The 23,795-nt window shown below is 63.6% G+C and carries 33 protein-coding genes; 8 read left to right on the forward strand and 25 right to left on the reverse strand.

What is annotated here, in order from left to right; genetic code table 11:
• Window positions 1–2 precede the first annotated feature (2 nt).
• From ruvB to OU999_01315, 9 genes are all read right to left on the reverse strand, one after another.
• The gene (gene ruvB, locus OU999_01275; GenBank protein WAC23853.1) at window positions 3–1,025 is read right to left on the reverse strand and encodes a Holliday junction branch migration DNA helicase RuvB; all 1,023 of its coding nucleotides are present in this window, start codon (window positions 1,023–1,025) and stop codon (window positions 3–5) included.
• Entirely contained in the window at window positions 1,022–1,240 is a 219-nt protein-coding gene (locus tag OU999_01280) for a type II toxin-antitoxin system HicA family toxin (GenBank protein ID WAC23854.1), read from the reverse strand. Before OU999_01280 ends, ruvB begins: the two co-directional genes overlap by 4 nt.
• Complete coding sequence (locus OU999_01285) at window positions 1,233–1,439, reverse strand: type II toxin-antitoxin system HicB family antitoxin (GenBank protein WAC23855.1); 207 nt, start codon at window positions 1,437–1,439, stop codon at window positions 1,233–1,235. Before OU999_01285 ends, OU999_01280 begins: the two co-directional genes overlap by 8 nt.
• 29 nt (window positions 1,440–1,468) lie before the next feature.
• Window positions 1,469–2,068 (reverse strand): Holliday junction branch migration protein RuvA, encoded by a 600-nt coding sequence (gene ruvA, locus OU999_01290; GenBank protein ID WAC23856.1) that lies wholly within the window; start codon window positions 2,066–2,068, stop codon window positions 1,469–1,471.
• A 162-nt stretch (window positions 2,069–2,230) separates the two neighbouring features.
• On the reverse strand, window positions 2,231–2,716 hold the full coding sequence (gene ruvC, locus OU999_01295) for a crossover junction endodeoxyribonuclease RuvC (protein ID WAC23857.1): 486 nt from the start codon (window positions 2,714–2,716) through the stop codon (window positions 2,231–2,233).
• Window positions 2,717–2,762: 46 nt separating this feature from the next.
• Window positions 2,763–3,506: a YebC/PmpR family DNA-binding transcriptional regulator gene (locus OU999_01300; GenBank protein WAC23858.1), complete on the reverse strand. Its 744-nt coding sequence runs from the start codon at window positions 3,504–3,506 to the stop codon at window positions 2,763–2,765.
• A gap of 69 nt (window positions 3,507–3,575) precedes the next feature.
• Complete coding sequence (locus tag OU999_01305; protein WAC23859.1) at window positions 3,576–4,070, reverse strand: GNAT family N-acetyltransferase; 495 nt, start codon at window positions 4,068–4,070, stop codon at window positions 3,576–3,578.
• Between the two features lie 7 nt (window positions 4,071–4,077).
• Complete coding sequence (locus OU999_01310) at window positions 4,078–4,320, reverse strand: DUF2312 domain-containing protein (GenBank protein WAC23860.1); 243 nt, start codon at window positions 4,318–4,320, stop codon at window positions 4,078–4,080.
• A gap of 72 nt (window positions 4,321–4,392) precedes the next feature.
• On the reverse strand, window positions 4,393–4,716 hold the full coding sequence (locus OU999_01315; GenBank protein ID WAC23861.1) for a DUF1244 domain-containing protein: 324 nt from the start codon (window positions 4,714–4,716) through the stop codon (window positions 4,393–4,395).
• Window positions 4,717–4,826: 110 nt separating this feature from the next.
• Between OU999_01315 and pyk the strand changes: the two genes are divergently transcribed.
• A complete protein-coding gene (gene pyk, locus OU999_01320; GenBank protein ID WAC23862.1) occupies window positions 4,827–6,284 on the forward strand; it encodes a pyruvate kinase in 1,458 nt (485 codons plus the stop codon).
• Here pyk and OU999_01325 read toward each other — a convergent pair.
• The 4 genes from OU999_01325 to ykgO all read right to left on the reverse strand — a co-directional run bounded on the left by OU999_01325 (window position 6,272) and on the right by ykgO (window position 7,822).
• Window positions 6,272–6,670 (reverse strand): type II toxin-antitoxin system VapC family toxin, encoded by a 399-nt coding sequence (locus OU999_01325; GenBank protein ID WAC23863.1) that lies wholly within the window; start codon window positions 6,668–6,670, stop codon window positions 6,272–6,274. The two genes, pyk and OU999_01325, sit on opposite strands and share 13 nt — an antisense overlap.
• Window positions 6,667–6,936, reverse strand: a complete 270-nt coding sequence (locus OU999_01330; GenBank protein ID WAC23864.1) for a type II toxin-antitoxin system prevent-host-death family antitoxin — start codon at window positions 6,934–6,936, stop codon at window positions 6,667–6,669. Before OU999_01330 ends, OU999_01325 begins: the two co-directional genes overlap by 4 nt.
• A gap of 28 nt (window positions 6,937–6,964) precedes the next feature.
• Window positions 6,965–7,588, reverse strand: coding sequence for an HAD family phosphatase (locus OU999_01335; protein WAC23865.1), 624 nt, complete (start codon window positions 7,586–7,588; stop codon window positions 6,965–6,967).
• 108 nt (window positions 7,589–7,696) lie between these two features.
• Window positions 7,697–7,822, reverse strand: a complete 126-nt coding sequence (ykgO, locus tag OU999_01340) for a type B 50S ribosomal protein L36 (protein WAC23866.1) — start codon at window positions 7,820–7,822, stop codon at window positions 7,697–7,699.
• 250 nt (window positions 7,823–8,072) lie between these two features.
• Here ykgO and OU999_01345 point away from each other — a divergent pair, with 250 nt between their 5' ends.
• The 3 genes from OU999_01345 to OU999_01355 are packed head-to-tail and all read left to right on the forward strand — an operon-like array spanning window position 8,073 to window position 10,358.
• Window positions 8,073–8,699 (forward strand): DUF4136 domain-containing protein, encoded by a 627-nt coding sequence (locus tag OU999_01345; protein WAC23867.1) that lies wholly within the window; start codon window positions 8,073–8,075, stop codon window positions 8,697–8,699.
• Window positions 8,696–9,856: a M14-type cytosolic carboxypeptidase gene (locus tag OU999_01350; GenBank protein ID WAC23868.1), complete on the forward strand. Its 1,161-nt coding sequence runs from the start codon at window positions 8,696–8,698 to the stop codon at window positions 9,854–9,856. Before OU999_01345 ends, OU999_01350 begins: the two co-directional genes overlap by 4 nt.
• A gap of 37 nt (window positions 9,857–9,893) precedes the next feature.
• Window positions 9,894–10,358, forward strand: a complete 465-nt coding sequence (locus OU999_01355) for a hypothetical protein (protein ID WAC23869.1) — start codon at window positions 9,894–9,896, stop codon at window positions 10,356–10,358.
• 12 nt (window positions 10,359–10,370) lie between these two features.
• Here the strand turns inward: OU999_01355 and OU999_01360 are convergent, their stop codons facing one another.
• The 9 genes from OU999_01360 to OU999_01400 form a co-directional block, all read right to left on the reverse strand.
• The gene (locus OU999_01360) at window positions 10,371–12,155 is read right to left on the reverse strand and encodes an SLC13 family permease (protein WAC23870.1); all 1,785 of its coding nucleotides are present in this window, start codon (window positions 12,153–12,155) and stop codon (window positions 10,371–10,373) included.
• Window positions 12,156–12,193: 38 nt separating this feature from the next.
• On the reverse strand, window positions 12,194–13,543 hold the full coding sequence (locus tag OU999_01365) for an MFS transporter (protein WAC23871.1): 1,350 nt from the start codon (window positions 13,541–13,543) through the stop codon (window positions 12,194–12,196).
• Window positions 13,544–13,711: 168 nt separating this feature from the next.
• Window positions 13,712–14,782 (reverse strand): chorismate synthase, encoded by a 1,071-nt coding sequence (aroC, locus tag OU999_01370; protein WAC23872.1) that lies wholly within the window; start codon window positions 14,780–14,782, stop codon window positions 13,712–13,714.
• An 82-nt stretch (window positions 14,783–14,864) separates the two neighbouring features.
• The gene (locus OU999_01375) at window positions 14,865–15,119 is read right to left on the reverse strand and encodes a DUF2442 domain-containing protein (GenBank protein ID WAC23873.1); all 255 of its coding nucleotides are present in this window, start codon (window positions 15,117–15,119) and stop codon (window positions 14,865–14,867) included.
• The gene (locus tag OU999_01380) at window positions 15,103–15,330 is read right to left on the reverse strand and encodes a DUF4160 domain-containing protein (protein WAC23874.1); all 228 of its coding nucleotides are present in this window, start codon (window positions 15,328–15,330) and stop codon (window positions 15,103–15,105) included. Before OU999_01380 ends, OU999_01375 begins: the two co-directional genes overlap by 17 nt.
• Window positions 15,331–15,352: 22 nt before the next feature.
• Window positions 15,353–16,156 (reverse strand): enoyl-ACP reductase FabI, encoded by an 804-nt coding sequence (gene fabI / locus OU999_01385; protein WAC23875.1) that lies wholly within the window; start codon window positions 16,154–16,156, stop codon window positions 15,353–15,355.
• An 11-nt stretch (window positions 16,157–16,167) separates the two neighbouring features.
• Window positions 16,168–17,061, reverse strand: a complete 894-nt coding sequence (locus OU999_01390; protein WAC23876.1) for a YihY/virulence factor BrkB family protein — start codon at window positions 17,059–17,061, stop codon at window positions 16,168–16,170.
• 14 nt (window positions 17,062–17,075) lie between these two features.
• Window positions 17,076–18,014 (reverse strand): DnaJ domain-containing protein, encoded by a 939-nt coding sequence (locus tag OU999_01395; GenBank protein ID WAC23877.1) that lies wholly within the window; start codon window positions 18,012–18,014, stop codon window positions 17,076–17,078.
• 79 nt (window positions 18,015–18,093) lie between these two features.
• The gene (locus OU999_01400; protein WAC23878.1) at window positions 18,094–18,555 is read right to left on the reverse strand and encodes an ABA4-like family protein; all 462 of its coding nucleotides are present in this window, start codon (window positions 18,553–18,555) and stop codon (window positions 18,094–18,096) included.
• A gap of 139 nt (window positions 18,556–18,694) precedes the next feature.
• Between OU999_01400 and pdxH the strand changes: the two genes are divergently transcribed.
• Both pdxH and OU999_01410 read left to right on the forward strand, forming a co-directional pair.
• Window positions 18,695–19,273, forward strand: coding sequence for a pyridoxamine 5'-phosphate oxidase (gene pdxH, locus OU999_01405; protein WAC23879.1), 579 nt, complete (start codon window positions 18,695–18,697; stop codon window positions 19,271–19,273).
• 11 nt (window positions 19,274–19,284) lie between these two features.
• Window positions 19,285–20,094, forward strand: a complete 810-nt coding sequence (locus tag OU999_01410) for a PhzF family phenazine biosynthesis protein (protein WAC23880.1) — start codon at window positions 19,285–19,287, stop codon at window positions 20,092–20,094.
• Window positions 20,095–20,143: 49 nt separating this feature from the next.
• Here OU999_01410 and OU999_01415 read toward each other — a convergent pair whose 3' ends face one another.
• The gene (locus OU999_01415) at window positions 20,144–20,764 is read right to left on the reverse strand and encodes a twin-arginine translocation pathway signal protein (protein ID WAC23881.1); all 621 of its coding nucleotides are present in this window, start codon (window positions 20,762–20,764) and stop codon (window positions 20,144–20,146) included.
• A 56-nt stretch (window positions 20,765–20,820) separates the two neighbouring features.
• On the reverse strand, window positions 20,821–21,942 hold the full coding sequence (locus OU999_01420; protein WAC23882.1) for a serine hydrolase: 1,122 nt from the start codon (window positions 21,940–21,942) through the stop codon (window positions 20,821–20,823).
• Window positions 21,943–21,971: 29 nt separating this feature from the next.
• Between OU999_01420 and OU999_01425 the strand changes: the two genes are divergently transcribed.
• Window positions 21,972–22,337, forward strand: a complete 366-nt coding sequence (locus OU999_01425; protein WAC23883.1) for a hypothetical protein — start codon at window positions 21,972–21,974, stop codon at window positions 22,335–22,337.
• Between the two features lie 10 nt (window positions 22,338–22,347).
• Here OU999_01425 and OU999_01430 read toward each other — a convergent pair whose 3' ends face one another.
• Complete coding sequence (locus OU999_01430) at window positions 22,348–22,635, reverse strand: chorismate mutase (GenBank protein ID WAC23884.1); 288 nt, start codon at window positions 22,633–22,635, stop codon at window positions 22,348–22,350.
• 93 nt (window positions 22,636–22,728) lie between these two features.
• Between OU999_01430 and OU999_01435 the strand changes: the two genes are divergently transcribed.
• Window positions 22,729–23,757 carry a polyprenyl synthetase family protein gene (locus OU999_01435; protein ID WAC23885.1) on the forward strand — a complete coding sequence of 343 codons (1,029 nt, stop codon included), beginning with the start codon at window positions 22,729–22,731 and terminating at the stop codon, window positions 23,755–23,757.
• The last annotated feature ends 38 nt before the right edge of the window (window positions 23,758–23,795 follow it).

The following is a 23,795-nucleotide window of genomic DNA, read 5'->3' on the forward strand; positions in this document are numbered from 1 at the left end:
GATCACAGATCGAACAGGCCTTCCTGCGCGCCTTCGGGCGGGTTGAGACCCAGATGCTTCCACCCGCGCGCGTTGAGGCAGCGGCCGCGTGCGGTGCGGGCGATCAGGCCGAGCTGGATCAGATAGGGTTCGATCACGTCCTCGATCGTGTCGCGCGGTTCGGAAAGGCCCGCTGCCAGCGTTTCCACGCCAACCGGCCCACCGCGATAGATATCCGCGATCATCATCAGGTAACGCCGGTCCATTGCATCCAGCCCCAGCCGGTCGACTTCAAGCCGGGTGAGGGCGGCATCGGCGGCGGCGGCGTTGACGGTGGGGTGGCCTGCGACATTGGCGAAATCACGTACCCGGCGCAGCAGCCGTCCGGCGACGCGCGGGGTGCCGCGTGCGCGCCGCGCGATCTCGGTGGCGCCATCCTGCGCAATCGCCAGCCCCAGCAGCCGCGCCGCACGGCTGACGACCAGTTCCAGCTCTTCGACCGTGTAGAAATTGAGCCGCACCGGAATGCCGAACCGGTCGCGCAAGGGGGTGGTGAGCAGCCCCTGGCGCGTGGTCGCACCGATCAGGGTAAATGCGGGCAAGTCGATCCGCACGCTGCGCGCTGACGGACCTTCGCCGATGATCAGATCAAGCGCGCGGTCCTCCATTGCGGGGTACAGCACCTCCTCGACCACCGGATTGAGTCGGTGAATCTCGTCGATGAACAGCACGTCGCCTTCTTCGAGGTTGGTGAGCAAAGCGGCCAGATCGCCCGATTTGGCGATGACCGGGCCGGATGTCGCACGAAAGCCCACGCCCATCTCGCGCGCGATGATCTGCGCCAGTGTCGTCTTGCCCAGACCTGGAGGTCCGAACAGAAGCACATGATCGAGCGCCTCGGACCGGCCCCGCGCCGCCTCGATGAACACACGCAAATTATCGCGCGCCGCCGCCTGGCCGATGAATTCGCCCAGGGTCTTGGGGCGCAGCGCCGCATCCTGATCTTCAGGAATGCGATCGGGGGTGAGCAGGCGGTCTGTGGTCACTTGATAGCCTTGAAAAATTCATCTTGTGAAAGCCCGGCCTGGCGGATGATGCCTGCCAGCGTGCCGGTTTTCACTTCTTTGTGGAGCGGCACCACGGTGCCTTGGTCTCCGCGACGCATGACGACGTGGCTGCCTCGCTCACGAACCTGCTGAAAACCCATCCGCTCCAGCGCACGTATAATATCAGGACCGGACAGTACCGGCAGTTTAGGCATTTTCCTGCACAGCAAAAGTTGTGATCAGCGGCGAGCCTGTCAGTTTCATCGGGAACTCTTCAAGGTACAACTCGACAGCTTCACGCAGGTTGGTGATGGCTTCGTCGAGTGTGCCACCTTGGCTGGTTGTCCCCGTTTCCGGGTTGAAGGCAACAAAGCCACCTTCTTCGGCATGAGTCAGAACCGCGGTCACCTGCATGGCAGTATCCTTGTGAAGCTATCCGTTCCTTAGCGCGCCGCCTTCTTCAGCGCCAGACGTACCAGTGCATCGAGGCTCGCACCTTCGCCGAGGTCCTCTTCCGCCCCTGCAACTGCACGCGCGGCATCGGCGGGTTTGAAGCCCAGGTTCTGGAGCGCGGAGACCGCATCGGCGGCATGGCTGCCCACCGGGACCGGCACGCCCATACCGCCTGTACCCAGCGCGATCACGCCCATCTTGTCCTTGAGCTCGTTGCAGATACGGACCGCCAGTTTGGGGCCGACGCCCTGCGCGCGAGCGATCATCGCCTTGTCGCCCTGCGCCACGGCGCGGGCCAGTTCTTCGGGGGTGAGCGCGGAGAGGATGGCCAGCGCCACCTTCGATCCCACGCCCTGCACGCTCGTCAGCAGGCGGAAGCCGTCGCGTTCGCTGGCCGAGGCAAAGCCGATCAGCCGCATGTCGGTCTCGCTCACCTGCATTTCGGTGTGCAGCACGACCTTGTCGCCGCGTGCGCCCAGGTTGGACAGGGTGCGCGATGAGGCAAAGACCAGATAGCCGACGCCGCCCACGTCGATCACCGCATGGTCATGGGCGGTGCTGTCCAACAGTCCGGTAAGCTTGGCGATCATTCTGCTTCATTCCCTCTCCCCTCTGCGGGAGAGGGTTGCGCAGACTTAGGCGCTCGCGCCCTAGTCGGAGCTGGGTGAGGGGGCGTTCCACCCTCTCCTAGCTGCGCTAGCCGCTTGCGCAGCAAGCTTCGCTATCCTCTCCCGTCAAGGGAGAGGAGTGCCCTAGCGCAGTTTCTCGAATGCCGCCAGATGCGCATGGGTGATCGCGACGGCCAGCGCGTCTGCGGCATCGGGCCCTGCAATCTGCACGCCGGGCAGCAGCCGCTGGACCATGGCATCGATCTGTACCTTCTCGGCCGCGCCAGTGCCGACAATGGCCTTCTTGATCAGCCGCGGTGCATATTCGCCGACGCCAAGCCCCGCACGCGCCAGTCCGAGGAGCAGGGCCCCACGCGCCTGGACGAGCTTGAGCGTGGTTTGCGGGTTCTTGTTGACGTAGATTTCCTCGATCGCAGCGGCATCGGGCTGATGATCGGTCACGATCGCCGCGAGTGCGGTGTCGAGTTCGAGAAGGCGCGAAGGCAGGGCGGCCTTCGCGTTGGTCTTGATCTGTCCGTTGGCAATATGGCTCAGCCGATTGCCCTGATAACGGATGATGCCCCAGCCGGTGGTGCCGAGGCCAGGGTCGATGCCAAGGATGATGGTCATCGGATTCAAAACCCCTCCCCTGAAGGGGAGGGGCCTGCCACATAGCTCAACCCAGCTTCTCCATCACCGCGTCGGAGACTTCGTAATTGCCCCAGACGGTCTGGACGTCGTCGTCATCGTCCAGCGCGTCGATCAGCTTGAACAGCGACTGCGCATCGCCTTCCGCGACATCGACCTTGACCTGCGGACGCCAGGCGAGCTTGACGCCTTCGGCCTCGCCCAGAGTCTTTTCCAGTTCGCCGGCCACTGCATGAAGGTCTTCCATGCTGGTCCAGATCTCGTGGCCGTCCTCGGTGGATTCGATATCCTCGGCGCCGGCTTCCATCGCGGCTTCGAGAACCTTTTCCTCGTCGCCCGCGCTCGCCGGATAGCTGATCAGGCCCATGCGGTCGAAGCCATGGCTGACCGCGCCCGATGCACCCAGATTGCCGCCATTCTTGCTGAATGCCAGGCGCACATTGGTGGCGGTGCGGTTGCGGTTGTCGGTCAGCGCTTCGACGATCAGCGCGATGCCGCCGGGGCCATAGCCCTCGTAGCGGATTTCCTCGTAATCCTCGCCACCTGCGGCTGCAGCCTTGTCGATCGCGCGCTGGATATTGTCCTTGGGCATCGACTGGGCCTTGGCGGCATTGACCGCGAGGCGCAGGCGCGGGTTCATGTCCGGGTCGGGCAGGCCCAGTTTGGCCGCGACGGTGATTTCGCGGCTGAGCTTGGAAAACATGGCCGAGCGCTTTTTGTCCTGCGCGCCCTTGCGATGCATGATGTTCTTGAATTTACTATGGCCTGCCATGGCGGATTTCTGCCTGCTTGATGGGGTGAATAATGGTTCTGGAGCGCGCCTTTACACCAGCGAGGCGACTTATAGCAACCGCTGCCACCAGCCGACATCGCGCCAGTCGCCGAGCTTCCAGCCAACCTCGCGATAGATGCCGACCGGCACCATGCCCATTGCCTCGTGCAGCGCGATGCTGGCGGGGTTGGGCAGGGCGATGCCAGCGAACACCGCGTGGATGGATTTCGCCCTCAACCGGTCGAACAATGCGGTGTACAGCGCGCGTCCCAGGCCCAGGCGCTGGGCATCGGATGTGACATAAACGGCTATATCGGCCGAGGTCGCATAGGCAGCGCGGGTGCGGTGTGGGCTGCCATAGGCATAGCCCAGGATCTCGCCATCGCGTTCGGCGATCAGCCAGGCGTGCGATTGGCCATATTCGGCGATCCGCCTGCCCATCTCTGCGGCATCGGGGGCTTCGGTCTCGAAGCTGACCCATGTCTGTTCGACATAGGGTGCGTAAATGGCGGCGATCGCGGCTCCGTCGCGGGGGTGCCCGTCGCGGATGGCAAACGCCGCCATTGCGAGATCAGCCCAGGCCCAGAGCCGCCTTGTAGGTGTCCAGAATGGCTTCCATCTCCAGCCTATCGTGCGGCTCCATTTTGCGCAGCCGGACGATCTGGCGCATGATCTTGGCGTCATAGCCCTGCGACTTGGCCTCGTTATAGGTGTCGCGGATATCGTCGGCGACGCCCTTGCGCTCTTCTTCAAGGCGCTCGATGCGCTCGATGAAGAGGCGCAGCTGGTCGTCGGCGGCAATAGGTTCGCTCATCGCTAATGTCTTTCAAGAAAGGGGTGGGAGCGCCGGGCGAATCTCCGGCACGGAATCAGTCGGATCGCCCCCTTAATGGCCAGGCGCGTTCTTCGCCACGCTTTCCTTCATCCGGGCAAGCTGCTCCTCGCTGGCCTCGCCCTGATAGCGCGACTTCCAGGTGGTAAAATCCATGCCGTAGATCAGTTTGCGGGCCGCCTCGCGGTCGGCTGCGCCGCCTGCTTCCATCACCCAGTCGGCCAGGCAATTGCGGCAGAAGCCGGCCAGGCCCATCAGGTCGATATTCTCCGCATCGTGCCGATGACGCAGATGTGCGACCAGGCGGCGGAAAGCGGCGGCAGCGACATCATCGGGAATATCGACTTCGGCGGGCGGGGCGGTAACAGCGTCTGTCATAGCATTTTTTCCACAAAGTTTTGCGCTTGGCGGCGGTCTGGCCTAAGCAATGCGCGAACGAACCGTGAGCCGTGCAAACGTTCGCGGCATGACCAGTCCAGGGGATGAGAGTGAGCAAGACTATCGCTAAGCGCAGCCGCAAGGTCAAGATTCTGGCGACCTTGGGCCCAGCCAGCAACAGTCCGGAAATGATCGAGAAGCTGTTCCGCGCCGGCGCCGATGCCTTTCGCGTCAACATGAGCCATGGCGAGCACGCGACGCACGCCGCCACGATCAACGCCATCCGTCAGATCGAGACCAAGCTGCAGCGGCCGATCACGATCCTGTGCGATCTGCAGGGGCCGAAGCTGCGCGTCGGCACGTTCGAGGGCGGCAAGGCATTCCTGAAGCATGGCCAGCATTTCACGCTCGATTCCAATCCGGAGCCGGGCAACGACCAGCGCGCCTATCTGCCGCACAAGGAGATTTTCGCCGCGCTCGACAAGGGACAGCGGCTGCTGATCGATGACGGCAAGATGGTGCTGCGCGTGCTGCGCCCGGGCGATGCCGAAATCCTGTGTTCGGTCGAGGTCGGCGGCTTCATTTCGGACCGCAAGGGCCTCAACGTTCCGGACAGCCTGGTGCCAATGGCCGCGCTGACCGAGAAGGACCGGCGGGATCTTGCCTTTGCGCTCGACATGGGTGCGGACTGGATTGCGCTCAGCTTCGTGCAACGGCCCGATGACGTGGCCGAGGCGCGTAGCCTGATCGGCGGGCGCGCGGCGCTGATCGCCAAGATTGAAAAGCCCGCAGCGCTGGCCTCGCTGGAAGCGATCATCGAACTGTCGGACGCGGTGATGGTCGCGCGCGGCGACCTGGGCGTGGAAATGGCGCCCGAAGAGGTGCCGGTGATGCAGAAGCGCATCGTCGAAACCGCGCGCCGATCGGGCAAGCCGGTGGTCGTGGCGACGCAGATGCTCGAATCGATGATCACCAGCCCGTCGCCAACCCGTGCCGAGGTGTCGGACGTCGCCAATGCGGTCTATGACGGGGCCGATGCAGTGATGCTCTCGGCCGAGACTGCGGCGGGCGACTGGCCGGAGCTGGCCGTTGGCATGATGGACCGGATCGCCACCCAGGTGGAAAGCGACCCCGGCTATGCCGCGCGCGTGCATTTCATCGAGACGCTGCCCGATGCGACGACCGCGGATGCGCTGTCGGCTGCATGCAGCGAGATCGCCAATACCGTGCGGGTGAGCGCCATCGTCTGCTTCACCTTGTCCGGATCGACCGCCCGGCGCGTGGCGCGCGAGCGGCCCGCTGTGCCGGTGATGGTCCTGACCCCTTCGCGCGAGACAGCGCGGCGGGTCGGCTTGCTCTGGGGCGCCTATCCCGTGGTGACGCGCGATATAGGCAGTTTCGAGGAGATGATCGGCAAGGGCAAGCGCATGGCGCTGCGCCATGGCTTTGGTGAGGCCGGTGGCCGCATCATCGCGCTGGCGGGCGTTCCGTTCGGTACGCCGGGCTCGACCAACGTGCTGCACATCGTGACGCTGACCGGCGACGAGCTGAAGGGCTATAAGGGCTGATAGGCCAGCGGATGGTTGAGCAGAGCGCGGTCGCGGGTCAGCAGCCGCGCGCCTTCCAGCTGCGCCTGGACGAGCAGCAACTCGTCGAACGGGTCCTTGTGGTCGATCGGGACGAGCAGGGGCGCGGCGGCGGTCTGTGCGTCGAGCATCAACAGGCTCATTCCGGCTGAATGAACCAACGCCAGCGCTTCGATAGGATCGATGGTGCCCTTGCGCTCACCCGAAGCATAGGCCGACGCCCATTTCAGCCTGATTTCCCAAATCGAAATTGCGGACGCAATGATCCGATTGTCTTGACTGGTTAACACCTCGCGCTCGTGCGCAGTCAATCTGGCGGGATCGCTCGCTAGCCAGATGATGAAATGCGTGTCGAGCAGGATGTTCAATCTTCGAGGCCAAGCACTTTTCGACTGAATGCTGGATCGTCGAATTCGGGGGGCCAAAGATCCTGCCCTTCGAAGCGGTCCAGTCCGTGTTCCTTGCGGAATGTTTCAGCAGCGGCCCAATCGATGCCGCCCCGACGACGTTCTACCAGGGGAGAAAGCTCGGCCACGGGCTTGCCTTCGTCGGTGATGACAACCTTTTCGCCGCGCATTACGGCAGCCATGGCCTCTGCAAAGCGGGCCTGGGCATCACGGATCGACAATTCCATCGGCGCGAGATACCACAAAGCGTGACCATCATGTAGTCACATTCTCGATCACCCCGCGCTGGACCAGCTCGGCCTCCAGCGTGGCGACATCGCGGAAGACATGGCCCTGCAGCCCGCAAGCAACCGCGCTTTCGATATTGTCCTCGCGATCATCGATGAACAATGCGCGCGCCGGATCGATGCCGAAGCGCTCGATCGCCAGGCGATAGATCGCAGGATCGGGCTTGATCAGCTTCTCTGCGCCCGACACGACGATGTCACGGAACAGATCGAAGACCGGGGCGGTGGGGCGGAACATGTCCCAGAATTCGACGCCGAAATTGGTGATGCCGAAAATCGGATAGCCCATCAGGGCCAGCCGCTCGGCCAGATCGATCATGCCAGGTACCGGTCCGGGGATCGTCTCCAGCCAGCGGGGGACATAATGGCCGATCAGATCGGCATGGCCGGGATGCTCGGCAGTCAGTTCCGCAACCATCTCGGACAGCAGACGCCCGGCGTCGTGCTGCGAATGCCATTCGATCGTCAGCACCTGGCCGAGAAAATGGTCGAGCTCCGCCGGATCGTCGATCAGCTTTGCATAGAGGTTGCGGATATCCCATTGGTACAGGACATTGCCGACATCGAAGATGATGACATCGACTGGCTGCATCGCGTTTTCCCCCTCAACCACGCAAGCAAAAGGCCCCGGAGCTTTCCGGAGCCTTTAGACCGTTTTCAGACCTGTGCCGACGCGCCGGATTGTGGCGCGGCGCGCCGATCAGCCCTGGCGGGCCTTGAAACGACGGTTGGTCTTGTTGATCACATAGGTGCGGCCGCGACGACGGATAACGCGGTTGTCGCGATGGCGATCCTTGAGCGACTTCAGCGAATTGCGAATCTTCATGACGTTCAGGCCCTTGATTGAAATCGATACAGGGTCATGGCGTCCGTGGCAAAGCGCAGCTGCGCATTTGCCGGGCCGGATCAACCATGCCGGAAAGCGGCGCGGATACGGTGAGGGCGGCACAAAGTCAAGCATCGCTGCCGGATCGCCAGCCGTTTTTTCTGCGCTTCATTGGCCATTCATCGCAAGGTGGGTTAGGCAGTGACAATACAGGCGCGCTGCGTCTGATAGACGAAAGGGCGCTGACATCATGGTTTTTTCAGGCAGATCGCACGCGCTGGTCCTCTGTGCGACGCTGGCAGTGACGATGCTCGCCAGCGGCTGCGTTTCGCCAGCAGGCCCGGTGGAAGCGGTACGCTTCGTTTCTCCCGACCGCGCGAACGAGCTGGGCCGCGGACCGATTCGCGTGGTGGCGGGCGAGGGGATGGAGAGCAACAGCCTGGAGTATCGCAGCTACGCCGCTGCGGTCGAGCGCGAGCTGGAGCGGGTCGGATATCAGGTGCTGCCGGTCGGAACGCGCGACGCCCCCGACATCCAGACCGCCACGGTGCGGGTCGAGCGGACGGTGCTTTCGCCAGCTGTCCCGGATCGCAATCCGGTGAGCGTCGGCGTTGGCGGAGGGACCGGCGGCTTCGGATCGGGCGTGGGTGTCGGCATCGGCATCAACCTGGGCAGCAAGCCCAAGGACCGCATCTCGACCGAAATGTTCGCCAATATCCGCGCAGGCGACGGCACCATGCTGTGGGAAGGGCGCGCTAATGTCGAGGCCAAGGAGGGCTCGCCCATGGCCGAGACACAGCTCAATGCGGCGAAACTCGCCCAGGGGCTTTTTACCCGCTTTCCCGGTGAGTCTGGAGCGACTATCAGCGTGCCATGACTCACGCGCACACCCCCAGCATCACCGCCGCCTTTGATTCCGGAAACATCGTCACCCATGGTCTGTCACCGCTTGCGAGCGGCGGCTGGCGTGCCGAGCTTTCGATCCGCAAGGACAAGGATTCGGATTTCTTTCAATGGTTTCACTTCCGTGTCGCGGCGCAGCCCGGTACCGATCTGGAACTGGTCATCACGGGCTTGCGCGAATCTGCCTATCCCGATGGCTGGCCCGGTTATCGCGCCTGTGTCAGCGAGGACCGCGACTATTGGGGCCGTGCGGAAACCAGCTATGACGCCGCAGCCGGCGCGCTGACGATCCGCCACCAGATGGGCACAGGCGTTGCCTGGTTCGCCTATTTCGCACCCTATTCGATGGAGCGTCACCATGACCTGGTGGCCGAGATGGCGAGCCGTCCCGGCGTACAGCATCGCGAACTGGGGCTGAGCCTCGACGGCCAGCCGATCGATTGCCTGACAATGGGTGAAGGACCGGTCCAGGTCTGGCTCTACGCCCGCCAGCATCCTGGCGAATCGATGGCCGAATGGTGGATGGAAGGTGCGCTGGAAAAGCTCACTGATCCTGCCGATCCGCATGCCCGGCTGCTGCGCCGCGATTGCACGCTGCATATCGTGCCGAACATGAACCCGGACGGGTCGCTGCGCGGCCATCTGCGCACCAATGCCGCCGGCGTGAACCTCAACCGCGAGTGGCACGAACCGTCGCCCGAACGCAGCCCCGAAGTGCTGTGCGTGCGCAACGCCATGGATGCCACCGGCGTGAATTGGGCGATGGACGTGCATGGCGACGAGGCCATTCCGCATGTCTTCATCGCCGGTTTCGAGGGCATCCCGTCCTGGACCGACGCGCAGGGCGGACGCTACGATCGCTATCGCACCCTGCTGGCGGCGCGCACGCCCGATTTCCAGACCGCCAAGGGCTATCCCAAGGCTTCGGCGGGCAGGGCCAACCTGTCCATGTCGACCAACCAGCTCGCCGAACGCTTCGGGCCTTCGCATGGCTGTGTTTCGATGACGCTGGAAATGCCGTTCAAGGACAATGACGATCTGCCGTGCCCCGATCAGGCATGGAGCCCCGAACGGTCGAAGCTGCTCGCGCATGATTGTCTTGCCGTGCTGGCGGAGATGATTGCGGGCTGATCCGGGCCGTTCATCGCGATGCAAGGCGGGCAGGCGCATGGTGCGCCTGATCCTGGACCAGAAAGGACTCGTCATGCCCGCCCATCGCCGTCTGATCGCCGCTGGCCTGTTTGCCACCGGAACCGCGCTGTTCGCCTTTCAGTCGCTTGCCCTAGCCGAGGGTGAAACGCCCAAGCCGTCGCGGGTTCCGCCTGCGGAGGTGGTCGGCGAACCGGTGAGCTGCATCAACCTGGCGCAAATTCGCGACAGCCAGGTACGCGACAGCAAGACGATCGATTTCATGATGGCGGGCGGCAAGGTCTTTCGCAACGAACTGCCGCAGCAATGCGGCACGCTCGGCTTTGACCGCGCCTTTACCTATTCGACCTCGCTGACCCAGCTGTGCAATGTCGATATCATTACCGTGCTGCAGAATGTCGGCGGCGGCCTCAATCGGGGCGCAAGCTGCGGTTTGGGCCAGTTTACCCCGGTCAAGCTGATCAAGCAGCCCAAGGCCAAGTGATCCGCTTCGCGATCAGTTCAGGCCGATGATCGCGAAGCAGGTCGCAAGACCAACCCCCATGGTCAGCGGGATGCCCGCCTTGAAGAAATCGGTGAAGCGGTAATTGCCCGCAGCATAGACCAGGGTGTTGGTCTGATAACCGATGGGCGTTGCAAAGCTGGCAGAAGCGGCGAACATCACCGCAATCACCAACGGGCGTGGATCGATTCCCAGATCGTTGCCCAGCTTGATGACGATCGGCGTCACCAGGATCGCGACGGCATTGTTGGTGATGATCTCGGTCAGCAGCACCGACACGATATAGACCGCAAACACCACCGCCCAGATCGGCGCATCGGTGAGGAATGGGGCAAGCGCGTTGACCACCACGGTGACGCTGCCCGATTCTTCCAGTGCCAGGCCAACGGCGAGCATCCCGAAGATCAGCACCAGCACATTGCCGTCGATCGAGCTCCAGGCTTCCTCGGCATCGATGCAGCGCGCGATCAGGATGAAGCCCACCGCCAGGATCGCAGCAACCTCGATCGCGACCACGTTCAGTGCGGACAGGATGACCACCGCCGCCAGTGCGCCGATGGCGAGCGGGGCCTTGTCGCGGCGGAAGGCACGGGCATTGGTGTTGGTGACCCCGAACAGGTTCGGGTTCTCGTACATCCGCGCAATATCCTGCTTGGAGCCGGTCACCACCAGCTTGTCGGCGGCGTGGATCTTGGCGTTGGGCAGGTCCGATCGCGGCAGGTTGCGATAGCGGCTGAGGCCCAGAATGCGGACATTGAGCAGCGACAGGAAGGGGATGTCGTACAGCCGGTTGCCGATGCTGGGATGGCTCGGCGCGACCATCGCCTCCACCACCTCTTCACCCATCGGCCCGACATCGCCCTTGCGCACGATGCCTACCTTGAAATCCTGGCTTTTGCGCAGCGACATCAGCTCGGGCAGGTCGGTGCGGATCACCACCACGTCATCGGGCTGCAGGACCTCGCCGGCCAGGCTGTGGCGAATATAGCGGCCGTTGCGCTTTATCGCGGTCACCTGGATCTTGGCGCGCTTGAAAATGGCGGTTTCGCCCAGCGTCTTGCCGCGCAGGGTTGATGCGTTGCGGATAGTGAGCTCGGTCAGGAACAGTTCGTCGTTCTGGCCATCCCGGGTCAGGCTGGCATCATCCTTTGGCAGCAGCCAGGCGCTGGCGGATGCGAGCATGATCATCCCCGCAACGCCGGCAATCAGGCCGTAAGGCGTGATCTCGAAAATGCCGAAAGCTTCCAGCCCGCTCGACCGCGCGACCGAATCGACGATCAGGTTGGTCGACGTGCCGATCAGCGTCGTCGTTCCGCCCAGAATGGTGATGAAGCTCAACGGGATGAGCAGCTTCTTGGCCGAATATCCCGTGGCTTGAGCGAGGCGCAGGATGATCGGGATCATCACCACCACGACCGGCGTGTTGTTCATGAAGGCCGATGCGACATAGACCCCGACGAACATCTCGGCGACCGCCAGCCGGGGATGGCGTGCGGCGCGGCTGATGATCGCCCCGGCGATCGCATCGATCGTGCCGGTGCGCAGCAGCGCGCCCGACAGAATGAACATCGCCCCGATGGTGATCGGCGCGCTGCTCGAGAAGACCGAAAACAGCTGTTTGGAATCAATGATGCCGAGGAACAGAAAGGCGCAGGCACCCAGAATGGCGATCACAGCCGCCGGAAAGCGCTCCATGACAAAGCCTACGAACATCATCGCCAGGATGACCAGCCCGATGACGGCCTGCCATGTCTCGATAAACAGCCTGACATCTTCCACAGGCCGTCCCCCCTTGTCGCCTCAAGACAGCATATGCCTTAGCCGCTCTTCAGTTCCGCTGTCAGCCGCAAACTGGCCCGCCAGAACAGGAAGGCCGGAATCAGCCCCAGCCATGCTGCGCCATAGAGCACCCAGCGGACGCTATCCTCGCCGGCATAGGGCTGAAACGCATCGGACATCATGCCGAAGAGCAGCGGCCCAAGCCCCAGGCCGATCAGATTTTGCGAAAACAGCATGACCGATGCCGCAACCGCGCGCACTTCCGGGCGCACCAGACCCTGCACACAGGCATAGACCGGGCCGTAATACATGATGTTCATCGCGGTCGGCAGCACCAGCAGCGCCAGGGCTACCCGCCAGTCGGTGGCCGAATAGGCGAGGAACAGGATCGGTGCGGCCAATGCGATTGCCACGGCCGGGCCGGTGAGCAGGTGCTTGCGGTCGCGCTTGCCGAAATGATCGGCCAGCTTGCCGCCGCCCCAGGTCCCGATCATGCTCGAAATGCCCAGCGTCACGCCGAGATAGAGGCCGGTTTCGCCGGGGGTGAGCCCGAAATTGCGGATGAACAGCACCGCTACCCAAACGCCCTTGCCGTACGACAGGAACGCAATCAGCCCGCCGGCAATGCACAGAAAGACAAAGCAGCGCGACATGAGCAACTCGCGCAGCGCTTCGCGCACCGGCACCTGCGCCTTGGCGGCAGGCAAGGCGGCACCCTTGATCAGCCCAACCCGGCGCGGCTCCTTCATCAGGAACGGCACCAGCAGCGCCAGCAGTACGCCCGGTGCGCCGACCACGTAGAAGGCGGCGCGCCAGCCATAGGCATCGGCCAGGCCACCGCCGATCACCATGCCCAGCAGCGATCCGATGGGGATGCCCAGCCCGTAAAAGGCGATAGCGGACGAGCGCTTGTCCGCAGGAACGCTGTCGGAAATCAACGAATGCGCGGCCGGGGTGCAGCCGGCTTCGCCCACGCCGACGCCGACCCGCGCCAGCAGCAGTTGCGGAAAGGTCCGCGCCGCGCCGCAGGCCATCGTCATCGCCGACCAGATCGCCACCGACCAGGCGATCAGCGAGACGCGGTTGGTGGTGCTGCGATCAGCATAGCGTGCGATGGGGATGCCCAGCAGCGTGTAGAACAGCGCAAAGGCCAGACCCGTCATCAGCCCGAGCTGGGTGTCGCTGAGCTGGAAATCGCGCTTGATCGGTTCGGCGAGGATCGAGACGATCTGCCGGTCGAGAAAGTTGAAGATATAGATGATCATCAGCGTCCACAGCATCACGCGCGGACTGGATGCGCCATGAGTGGGCGAGGGGGCTGCTGGCGTGTCTGCGGCCATGGCGGACGATACATCGGTATCATCTGCCCGGGTGCGGGTGACGGTCATGCACTCTCCTGTCGCGCCGCTTCCTGACCCTTGCGGGGTGGGCGGCTGCTTGTGGAGCCATGCTAGACCTGTTTGCGCAGCAGAGGCAATCACCCTGCGACCAAAATGTGCCGTTAACGTCAACTGTCGCTACGGCACAGGTGGTTCAGCTGTAACGGAAAATGCCTGTCAGCCGCACTGCGCGCGGTGCAGCAGCTTCTGGTCGGCCAGCACCAGCGCCACCATCGCCTCGACCACCGGGGTGCCGCGAATGCCGACGCACGGATCATGGCGTCCCTTGGTGACAATTTCGCTCGCTTCGCCTTCGCGCGTGATCGTTTCCACCGGGGTCAGGATCGAGCTGGTCGGCTTGAAAGCGACGCGCACCACCACGGGCTGCCCGGTCGAAATGCCGCCTGCAATGCCGCCGGCATGGTTGGCGAGGAACTCGGGCGATCCGTCCGTGCCGGGACGCATCGGATCGGCATTGCGCTCGCCGCTGAGGCGCGCGGCGGCAAAGCCATCGCCAATCTCGACGCCCTTGACCGCGTTGATCGACATGGCTGCAGCAGCAAGCTCGCTGTCGAGCTTGGCATAGAGCGGCGCGCCCCAACCCGCAGGCACCCCGGTGGCGACGCATTCGACGACGGCACCCAGCGAACTGCCCGCCTTGCGCGCGGCATCGACCTTGGCCTCCCAGCGCTTCGCCGCTTCGGGATCAGGGCAGAAGAACGGATTGCGGTCGATCTCCGCCGCATCGAAGCGCGCAGGGTCGATGGCATCACCCCCCAGCTCGCAGACATAGGCGATCAGCTTCACTTCCGGGATCACCAGCCGCGCGACGCCGCCTGCTGCCACGCGCGCAGCGGTTTCGCGCGCGCTCGACCGGCCACCACCGCGATAATCGCGAAAGCCGTATTTGGCGTCATAGGCATAGTCTGCATGCCCAGGTCGATAGGCCTTGGCGACCTCGCTATAGTCCTTGGACCGCTGGTCGACATTCTCGATCATCAGCGAAATCGGCGTGCCGGTGGTACGCCCTTCGAACACGCCCGACAGGATGCGCACTGCATCGGGCTCCTGCCGCTGCGTCGTGAAGCGCGAGGTGCCAGGACGGCGTGCGTCGAGGAATGGCTGGAGGTCCGCTTCGCTCAGCTCCAGACCCGGGGGGCAGCCATCGACGACAGCACCCAAGGCAGGGCCATGGCTTTCCCCCCAAGTGGTGAAGCGAAGCACGCGGCCAAAGGTGTTGAAGCTCATGCGGGCAGTCCAGTCAGGCGCAAAATGGATTTCGCGCGCTTTGCGGTATTGCGCGCGCGCTGTCCAGATGCTGAACTGGCGGTCAGGCGGCGCGAGAAGAGGGCAATGTTCGGTCCCCGCGACCGGCAATCAGCCCGGCAACCGAAATATCCTCGTCAATTGCTTCCCAATGGAGGCCACGCGGCGAGAGGGTAACGGCTGACCGCTGCTCCGGCGTCGCATCCAGCAGACGGTGGAACCATACCAGAGGCACGCCCAGCGACCGTCCGTCCGACAGGTTGACCCAAAGCGTGTCGTCATCGCAATGTGCCGAGGTCGGGCTAACCGAAATATCCATGCCAAGCCCTTTCCAACACGCTGCGGTTGGCGCGGACGATCAGCATTGCTATCGCCAGATCGCGCCTGTTCAGGCCTTGGTTATAGGCCACCGACACTTCCCCACCAAGCCAGAACTTGGCCTCACCATCGCCATTGGTGACGTGAACATGACATGGCTCGAGCGGACTACCTTCGTCGGAATAGCAAAAAGAACCGAAAGCCTCTCTCACGCAGGACCGTTGGCACGACCGCTCAATCCAGCGCGATGTCGGGTGCGTCTTCCTGCTTCATGCCTACCACGTGATAGCCCGAATCGACATGGTGCGTTTCGCCTGTCACGCCCGAGGACAGGTCGGAGCACAGATACAGGCCTGCACCGCCAACATCCTCGATGGTCACGTTGCGGCGCAACGGCGCGTTATATTCGTTCCATTTGAGGATGTAGCGGAAGTCGCCGATGCCGCTGGCGGCGAGCGTCTTGATCGGCCCGGCGGAGATGGCGTTGACGCGGATGTTCTCGCGGCCCAGATCGTTGGCGAGATATTTCACGCTGGTTTCCAGCGCCGCCTTGGCCACGCCCATCACGTTGTAATGCGGGATGACCTTTTCCGCGCCATAATAGCTCAGCGTCACGATCGAACCGCCATCGGGCATCATCGCCCGCGCCCTTTTTGCAACCGCAACAAGCGAATAGGCGGAGATGTTCATGGTCATCAGGAAGTTTTCGAGGCTGGTATCGACATACAGGCCGCGCAGCTCGTTCTTGTCCGAAAAGCCGATGGCATGGACGACGAAATCGATCGTCGGCCAGCGCGCCGCGAGTGTCTCGAACGCGCGGTCGAGCGCCGCCATGTCCGATACGTCGCAATCGAAGGTGAAGTCGCTGCCCAGCTCTGCCGCCAGCGGGATGACGCGCTTGCCAAGGGCCTCGCCCTGATAGCTGAACGCCAGCTCTGCGCCATGTTCGGCGAGCTTCTGCGCAATACCCCAGGCGAGCGACTTGTTGTTGGCAAGCCCCATGATGAGGCCACGTTTGCCCTTCATCAGTCCGTCCATGTCTTGGTCCTTCAGTCTGTGTCTGTTTCTTGCGGCACACCGCCGCGCGCCCGCGCAATGGCGGCGTTCAATTCGGCCCCGATTACCATAGCAAGACCGATGAGAAAGAAGAAAATCAGGCTGACCATCACGCCGGCGAGGCTGCCATAGGTCAGGTCATAATCGGCAAAGGTCCCCAGAAAATAGGGCAGCAGCGCCAGGCTCGCCATCCACCAGATGCTGATGAACAACGGCCCCGGCCAGAATGGATGGCCTGCGCGCCGGTAGACCGTGGGGGTCAGCATGCCGAATACGAGGTAGAGCATGCCGAGCAGCACCAGAAAGGTGAACAACTGGCTGAACGCGACCAGCGACAGGGCGTTGTCGGGGAAGGGGACGTTCTGGGCGATGACCTCGGCGGCGCCCACAAGCACCACCTGCATGCTGAGCGCGAGCATGGTGGCGATCACCGCGATGATGATCAACGCCATCGACCCCAGGCGATAGCGCCAGAACGGCTTGTTGGACGCCGCGCCATAAGCCCGGCGGATCACCGAGCGGATCGATTCGATCAGGCTGCCGGTGGTCCACAGGCCGACGATAACCGCCAGCCACAATAACGGGCCGGTGCGCGCGGTCATCGACGCTTCGACCGGCCCCGCCAGCACATCGGCCATGCTGGGCGGGACGGCGGCCAGGAAGGCCCTGACCGCTTCCTGCCCATATTCGCTGCGCCCGAAGACGCCGCCCAAGGCTGCTGCCACGACGAAGAACGGAAAAACGCTCAGCAGCGCGAGATAGGCAAAGTTGCCCGCAACCACCCCGCCATTGGTGGCAACATTGGCCGCCACCTCGCGCAAGATGGCCTTGGCCTGCACGTAATGCTTGCTGAGCCTCTGCGGCAAAATCCGTTCAATCGCGGACATGCAAGATCCTGCGGTCAGCCGGCCAGACCGCAGCGCGGGTCATAATCGGCGCTCCAGCCTTCGACGAACGCGCTCAGCGCCGCATCGCCGCCTTCGGGAAGCCGGATCTGCAGTTCGATGATCTGGTCACCGCGCACGCCGTTCTTGCCATGAAAGCCCTTGCCCTTGAGGCGGAGCTGCTGGCCCGACTGGCTGCCCGGCTTGATCTTCAGCATCACCGCGCCATCGACCGTGGGCACGCGGACGTCGCCGCCTGCGACCGCTTCCTTGAGCGAGACCGGCAGATCCAGCCGCACATTGTCGCCATCGCGGCGGAAGAACCGGTGCGGCCGGACCTCTATGGTCACGATGCCGTCGCCATGCCCGCCGGGGCCAGGCTGGCCCTTGCCGGACAGGCGCATGTTGGTGCCCGTCTCGACACCATTGGGCAGCTTGAGGTCGATGGTCTTGCCATCGGCCAGCGTGATCCGCTGCGGCTTCAGCGTGGCGGCATCGGTGAAGTCTACCGCCATCTTGTAGGCGACATTGGCCCCCTTGGGGGCATTCTGCCTTGTGCCGCTATAGGCCCCGCCGCCGCTAGCCCTGTTGCCGCCACCAAAGCCGCCGAACAGGCCATCAAAGATATCGGCAAAATCGATGCCGTCATTGCCGAAGCCGGAAAAGCCCGCATTGTCGCTCGACCGGCCCTGCTGGCGATAGCCGCCACCGCCAAAGCCGAACGGCGCGGCCGGGTTACCGTCGATATCGATCTCGCCGCGGTCGAAGCGCGCGCGCTTGTCCTTGTCGGACAGCAGGTCATACGCCCGCGTCACTTCCGAAAAGCGCGCAGCGGCCGCCGGATTGTCCTTGTTGTAATCCGGGTGCAGCTCCTTGGCGAGCTTGCGGTACGCGCTCTTGATGTCCTTCTCGCTTGCGCCCTTGGAAACACCGAGAATTGCATAGGGATCAGCCATGAATGTGGTCGCCATTGTTGGTGAGGATATCCATTGTTGCCGATTTACAACAATATCTGGGGTAGGGGCAGGGCATTTTTCAAGCCGGGATGCGGCGGTCCGAGGGGCCGCGCAATAAAATTGTCCGCACCACGATGTAAAGTGCCAGGCCGAACGGTCCTGCAGCAAAGGTGAAGAACAGGATCGGTGCCTGGACCAGCCGCCCCTTCAGCGTGCCCAGCCCATGCGCATCGGCATTGCGCGCGATCCACAGGCCGACGAACAGGTCGAACGCCAGATAGTGCACCCAGCCGATCGTGACCCCGGGGTCGCTGGCAAAGATGCTGCGCACGCCCTTGATCGTCGAGAAATCCGCGCCGCCGCCGGTCGGCACGATCCCGGTCAGCACCAGAGTCAGGCCCAGGACATAGCCCAGCGCGAGCAGCAGAAGCGGGCCGAAGAACAGCGCCGACATCACGCTCTCGCGACGCGGGGCAAGGATCAGCACGGCCCAGGCGATCATTGCCAGCAGATTGGCCGCCCCGAAAATCTGTTCCCACATCGCCGGCTATCCCCTTGATGACCGCAGCAAAACCCTGTTCATCGCCAGGCCGCTGCGCCATAAGCCGCGCTGGCGGAATCACCACTGTCTTATATGGTTAAGGCAGTCAAGCGAGCCGCATTGACCAAGGCAGGATGAAATGGCCGACGATCCCTTTGCGCTGTTCGATACATGGTATGCTCAGGCGCGCGAGACCGAGATCAACGACAGCAATGCGATGGCGCTGGCGACTGCGAACGAGCAGGGCCACCCTTCGGTCCGCATGGTGCTGCTGAAAGGCCATGGTCCGGACGGGTTCATCTTCTACACCAATTACGAGGGCCGCAAGGGCGGCGAGCTGCTCGCCAATCCGCATGCCGCGCTGCTGTTCCACTGGAAGTCCTGGCGCCGCCAGATCCGTATCGAAGGGCCGGTTCAACCGGTCGATGATGCGACCGCCGATGCCTATTTCGCGAGCCGGTCGCGCGATTCGCAGCTGGGGGCCTGGGCTTCGGACCAGTCGCGCCCGCTGCCCGAACGCGCGATCTTCGAACAGCGGTTCGCCGAAGTGCAGGCGCTGTTCGCCGACAAGCCCGTGCCCCGGCCGCCACATTGGTCTGGCTTCCGCGTCGTGCCGCAGCGGATCGAGTTCTGGGAAGATCGCGACCACCGGCTGCATCATCGTCGCGTATTCACCCGGACCGGAAACGGTTGGGATGAAGGACTGCTGTACCCCTGAGGACCATGGCCATGACCGAATTGCCCCAATCACTGCCTTATTGCCATATCGACGCCTTTGCCGATCGTCCGTTCACCGGCAACCAGGCGGCGGTAATGCCGCTCGATGCCTGGCCTGACGATGCGGTGCTGCAGGCGATCGGCGAGGAGAACAATTTCGCCGAAACCGCCTTTATCGTGCCGATCGACAGCGACGAGGCGGAATATGAGCTGCGCTGGTTCACGCCTGCGGTCGAGATTGCGATGTGCGGCCATGCGACGCTGGCCTCGGGCCATTATGCGTTCGAGAACGGTTTTGCAGGCGATACCGTTCGCTTCCTCACGCGCAAGGCCGGCGTGCTGAGCGTCAGCCGCGATGGCGACAGGCTCTCGCTTTCGCTGCCGGCTCTGGCCCCTTCGCCCGCCGCACTGCCCGATTGGACTGGCCTGCTGGGCGGAACGCCGCGCGAATATCATGTCCATCCCGGGCGGTATAATGTCCTGCTGTTCGATCATGCCGACGACGTGCTCGCGCTCCAGCCCGACTTCAAGGCGCTGGGCGCGCTGGGCGATCACCAGTTCATCTGCACCGCGCCCGGCAAGGATACCGATGTGCTGAGCCGCGTCTTCGTGCCCGGTGCCGGCGTCGACGAGGACAGCGTCACCGGCTCTGCCCACGCGGTGCTGACGCCCTTCTGGGCGGCGCGGCTGGGGCGGAGCAGCTTTACCGCGTTCCAGGCCAGCCAGCGTGGCGGCTTGCTCCACTGCACGCTCGATGGTGACCGCGCGGTGCTGGCGGGCCAGTGCTTCACGGTGGTGACAGGTACGTTCCGGCTGCGCTGAGGCCTGATCGCTCGCCCTCGAGCCTGCGGTAGCGAGGGGAGGGGGCTGGCTAGCCCGCCACCTTCGCCTTGCTCGCCGCCTCCAGCGCATCCCAGCTGCTCCAGTCGATGGCGCGGCCGGGATAGGCGATGCTGCGCAGCGGCCAGTCCTTCGCGATCCATTGCTGCACCCAGGCATAAAGCTTGGCATCGAAACCGGCGTCATATTCGGCCTTGGTCACCCACAAGGTGACCATTGCGTCATAGCCGGGCACCGGGCTGGGATAGACATAGACACAGCCGCGCTCGCGCTTGCCGTCGGGGGTCAGCACCGCATAGGCAAAGGATTCGCGCCGCTGGAACCTGCCTTGCTCGGTTTCCATGTCCTTCATCGCATCGGCGTCGGAAATGTTCGGGTGCGGCCAGGCGGTCGAGCGGGTGAAGGTCTTTTGCAGATGCTCGATCGACGACATGTACGCGTCGAAATCGACCTTCACCAGGTCCGGGCCCAGCGGCACCAGCTTGAAGCCCGGCCCTTCGATCAGAGTCGGGACGGCAAAATCGGCGGCGACAAATTCCCGCGCTGCGCTTTTCTGGGCGTTCGCATAGCCGCTGGCGACCTGCGCCTGGGCGGGTGCGGTGACCGTGATCGCCAAGGCGGCACAAGCGGCAGCAAGAAGTTGTCTGGTCATCGTCAGTCCCCCGGAGAATCGCTCGGGCACAGCCTGACAGATGCAGCGCTTTCAGCCTAGTCCCTCGGGAACATCGCCGCGATCCTGCCGATCTGCTCCTTCACGGGATCGAGCACATCATCCTGCGTCTTGCCGAGCCGGACGATGGTCAGCCGCTGGCTGGGGCTGACGATGACGAACTGCCCCAGATGCCCCTGAGCCGCGAACACGTCGGGCGGCAGAAGATCGGGGTAGAGGATCTTGCGCTGCCCTGCGGCATGGGGCTTGTTGAGCCAGATGTGCCCGCCATAGGTCGGATTGTTCGGCGAGCTGGTGAGCATGAAATCGACCCAGCCGCGCGTCAGGAACTGGTTGCCGGCGATCGAGCCCTTGTTGCGCAGGAATTCGCCGAACTTTGCCCAGTCGCGCGCATTGGCCTGGATGATCGACCCGCCGACCAGCGTCCCCGACGCATCGAATTCGGGGACCATCGATGTCATGCCCAGGGGTTCGATCAACCGCCCGCGCATGTAATCCAGCATGGCGCGGCGGCGCACGTCGGGGTCCTTGCTGTCGGTGAGCTGGCGCGTGATGATATCGCTGAGGATCACGCTGGTATTGGTCGAATATTCAAACTTCGATCCCGGCTCCGCCTCCAGCGGCTGGCCCTCGGCATAGCGCACCATATTGTCGCGTCCGTCGAGGAACAGCATCCGCACTTCGTCCGATTCGTACGGCGGGTCTCCGGCCTCTGTGTGCTGCAGGCCGGAGGACATGTGCAGCAGATGGCGCAGCGTGATCGCACCGCGCGGATCGCCAGGGCGCTGCCAGTCGGGGACCGGGGCAGGCGCATCGAGCGCCAGCCGTCCGTCTGCGACCATCAGGCCGACAAGGACGGCGGTCACGCTCTTGGCCATCGACCAGCTGATGAAGCGGGTGTTGCGATCATAGCCCGGCGCATAGCGCTCCGCCACGATCTCGCCGCCGCGCATGATCACCAGCGCGCGCGTTTCGGCAAATTCATCCTCGTTGAACAGCTTGTCGATCTCGGCATTCAGCGCCGACGTAGAAACGCCGGGCGTGTCTGCGATCATCGTCTCGCCGCTGTCTGCTGCCTTGCCCTCTATCGCGTAGAGTCCGAAAGCGGTTGCGCCAAGAAGGCCGGTTGCGGCAAGGGCAAGAAGGATGCGGTGCTTCATGCTCGCCTCCATCAATCAGGCAGGGACCAATGGCAACTCGAAATATGGGCACGATGCAGGGCAGCGGCGGCAAGCTGAAATGGGTGCTGCTGGCCATCGCCGTGATCGTGCTGTGCGTGATCGCCTATCTCTATCCGTCGCTGCGTGCCTATAGCCAGACGGGTGCGGCCTATTCGGCGCGGGTGGTCTGTTCTTGCCGCTATATCGGCGGGCGCGAGCTGGGCGATTGCGAGAAGGACCTGGAGCCCGGCATGGAAGTTGTCAGTCTGAGCGAAGCCGCCGATGCCAAGCGGATCGACGCCACGGTGCCGTTGATGGCTGCCGAAAGCGCCGAATATCGCGAAGGCTGGGGCTGTGTGCTGATGACGCCCAAGGAGCGCGACGCCATCCGCTGATCGTGGCCGTTCAGCCCTGATCGCGGATCTTCTCGTGATGGCGGATCACCTCGTCGATCACGAAGCGCAGGAACTTTTCCGAAAAATCGGGGTCCAGATCGGCATCGACCGCCAGCCGCTTCATCCGGGCGATCTGCTCTTCCTCGCGGCCGGGATCGGCCGGCGGCAGATCGGTCCTGGCCTTGTATTCGCCAACGGCCTTGGTGATCTTGAAGCGCTCTGCCAGCATGAAGATCAGTGCAGCGTCGATATTGTCGATGCTTTGCCGAAATGCAGCCAGTACCGGGTCTTGCGCCATAAAACTCGTGCCTTGTCAGAATCGGTCAGCGCGTTGCGTAAAAGCTGCGCTTTGCGCTTGCCTTAAGCCATGCGGCTTGCCACATCGCAACCCATGACCGCGACTGTTCATCCGATTGGCCGCCCTGCGGGCGCAGCAACCGCCGCCCCCAGCCTTGATCCGATCATGGCGCTGGTGGCGCAAGACCTCAATTCGGTGAACAGCGTCATCCTTGATCGCATGCAGTCCAAAATCCCGCTGATTCCCGAGCTTGCCGGGCATCTGATTGCCGGTGGCGGCAAGCGCATGCGGCCCATGCTGACGCTCGCCTGCGCGCGTCTGCTCGATTATCCCGGCACCCGCCATCACAAGCTGGCCGCCGCTGTCGAGTTCATTCACACCGCGACGCTGCTGCACGATGACGTGGTCGACGGGTCGGACCTGCGCCGGGGCAAGAAGACCGCGAATCTGGTATTCGGCAACCCCGCCACGGTGCTGGTGGGCGACTTCCTGTTCAGCCGCTCGTTCGAGCTGATGGTCGAGGACGGCTCGCTCAAGGTGCTCAAGATTCTCTCGGGCGCCTCTGCGATCATCGCCGAGGGCGAGGTCGACCAGCTGACCGCGCAGCGCCAGATCGAAACCAGCGAAGAACGCTATCTCGCCATTATCGGCGCCAAGACCGCAGCATTATTCGCCGCTGCCTGCCGCATCGCCGCTGTCGTGGCGGAGCGTGACGAGCAGGTGGAACTGGCGCTCGACGCCTATGGCCGCAATCTGGGCATTGCCTTCCAGCTGGTCGACGACGCAATCGATTATGTGTCGGACGCGGCGACCATGGGCAAGGGCGTGGGCGACGATTTCCGCGATGGCAAGGTGACGCTGCCGGTGATCCTGGCCTATGCGCATGGCAGCCCCGAAGAGCGCAAGTTCTGGGAAGCCGCGATTATCGGCCACCGGACTTCGGACGAGGATCTGGCACATGCGACCACGCTGCTCCGCCAGCACAAGGCCATCGACCTGACGCTCGACCGCGCCCGGCATTTCGGCCAGCGCGCAATCGATGCGATTGCAGGCTTCCCGGCGAGCAAGGCCAAGTCCGCGCTGATCGAAACGGTCGAATTCGCCATCGCGCGAGGCTATTGAACCCGGCTGACCCGAATCGCCGGGCAGCCCCCGGCAGA

The sequence above is a fragment of the Blastomonas sp. SL216 genome (assembly GCA_026625625.1).
In the GTDB taxonomy this organism is placed as follows: domain Bacteria; phylum Pseudomonadota; class Alphaproteobacteria; order Sphingomonadales; family Sphingomonadaceae; genus Blastomonas.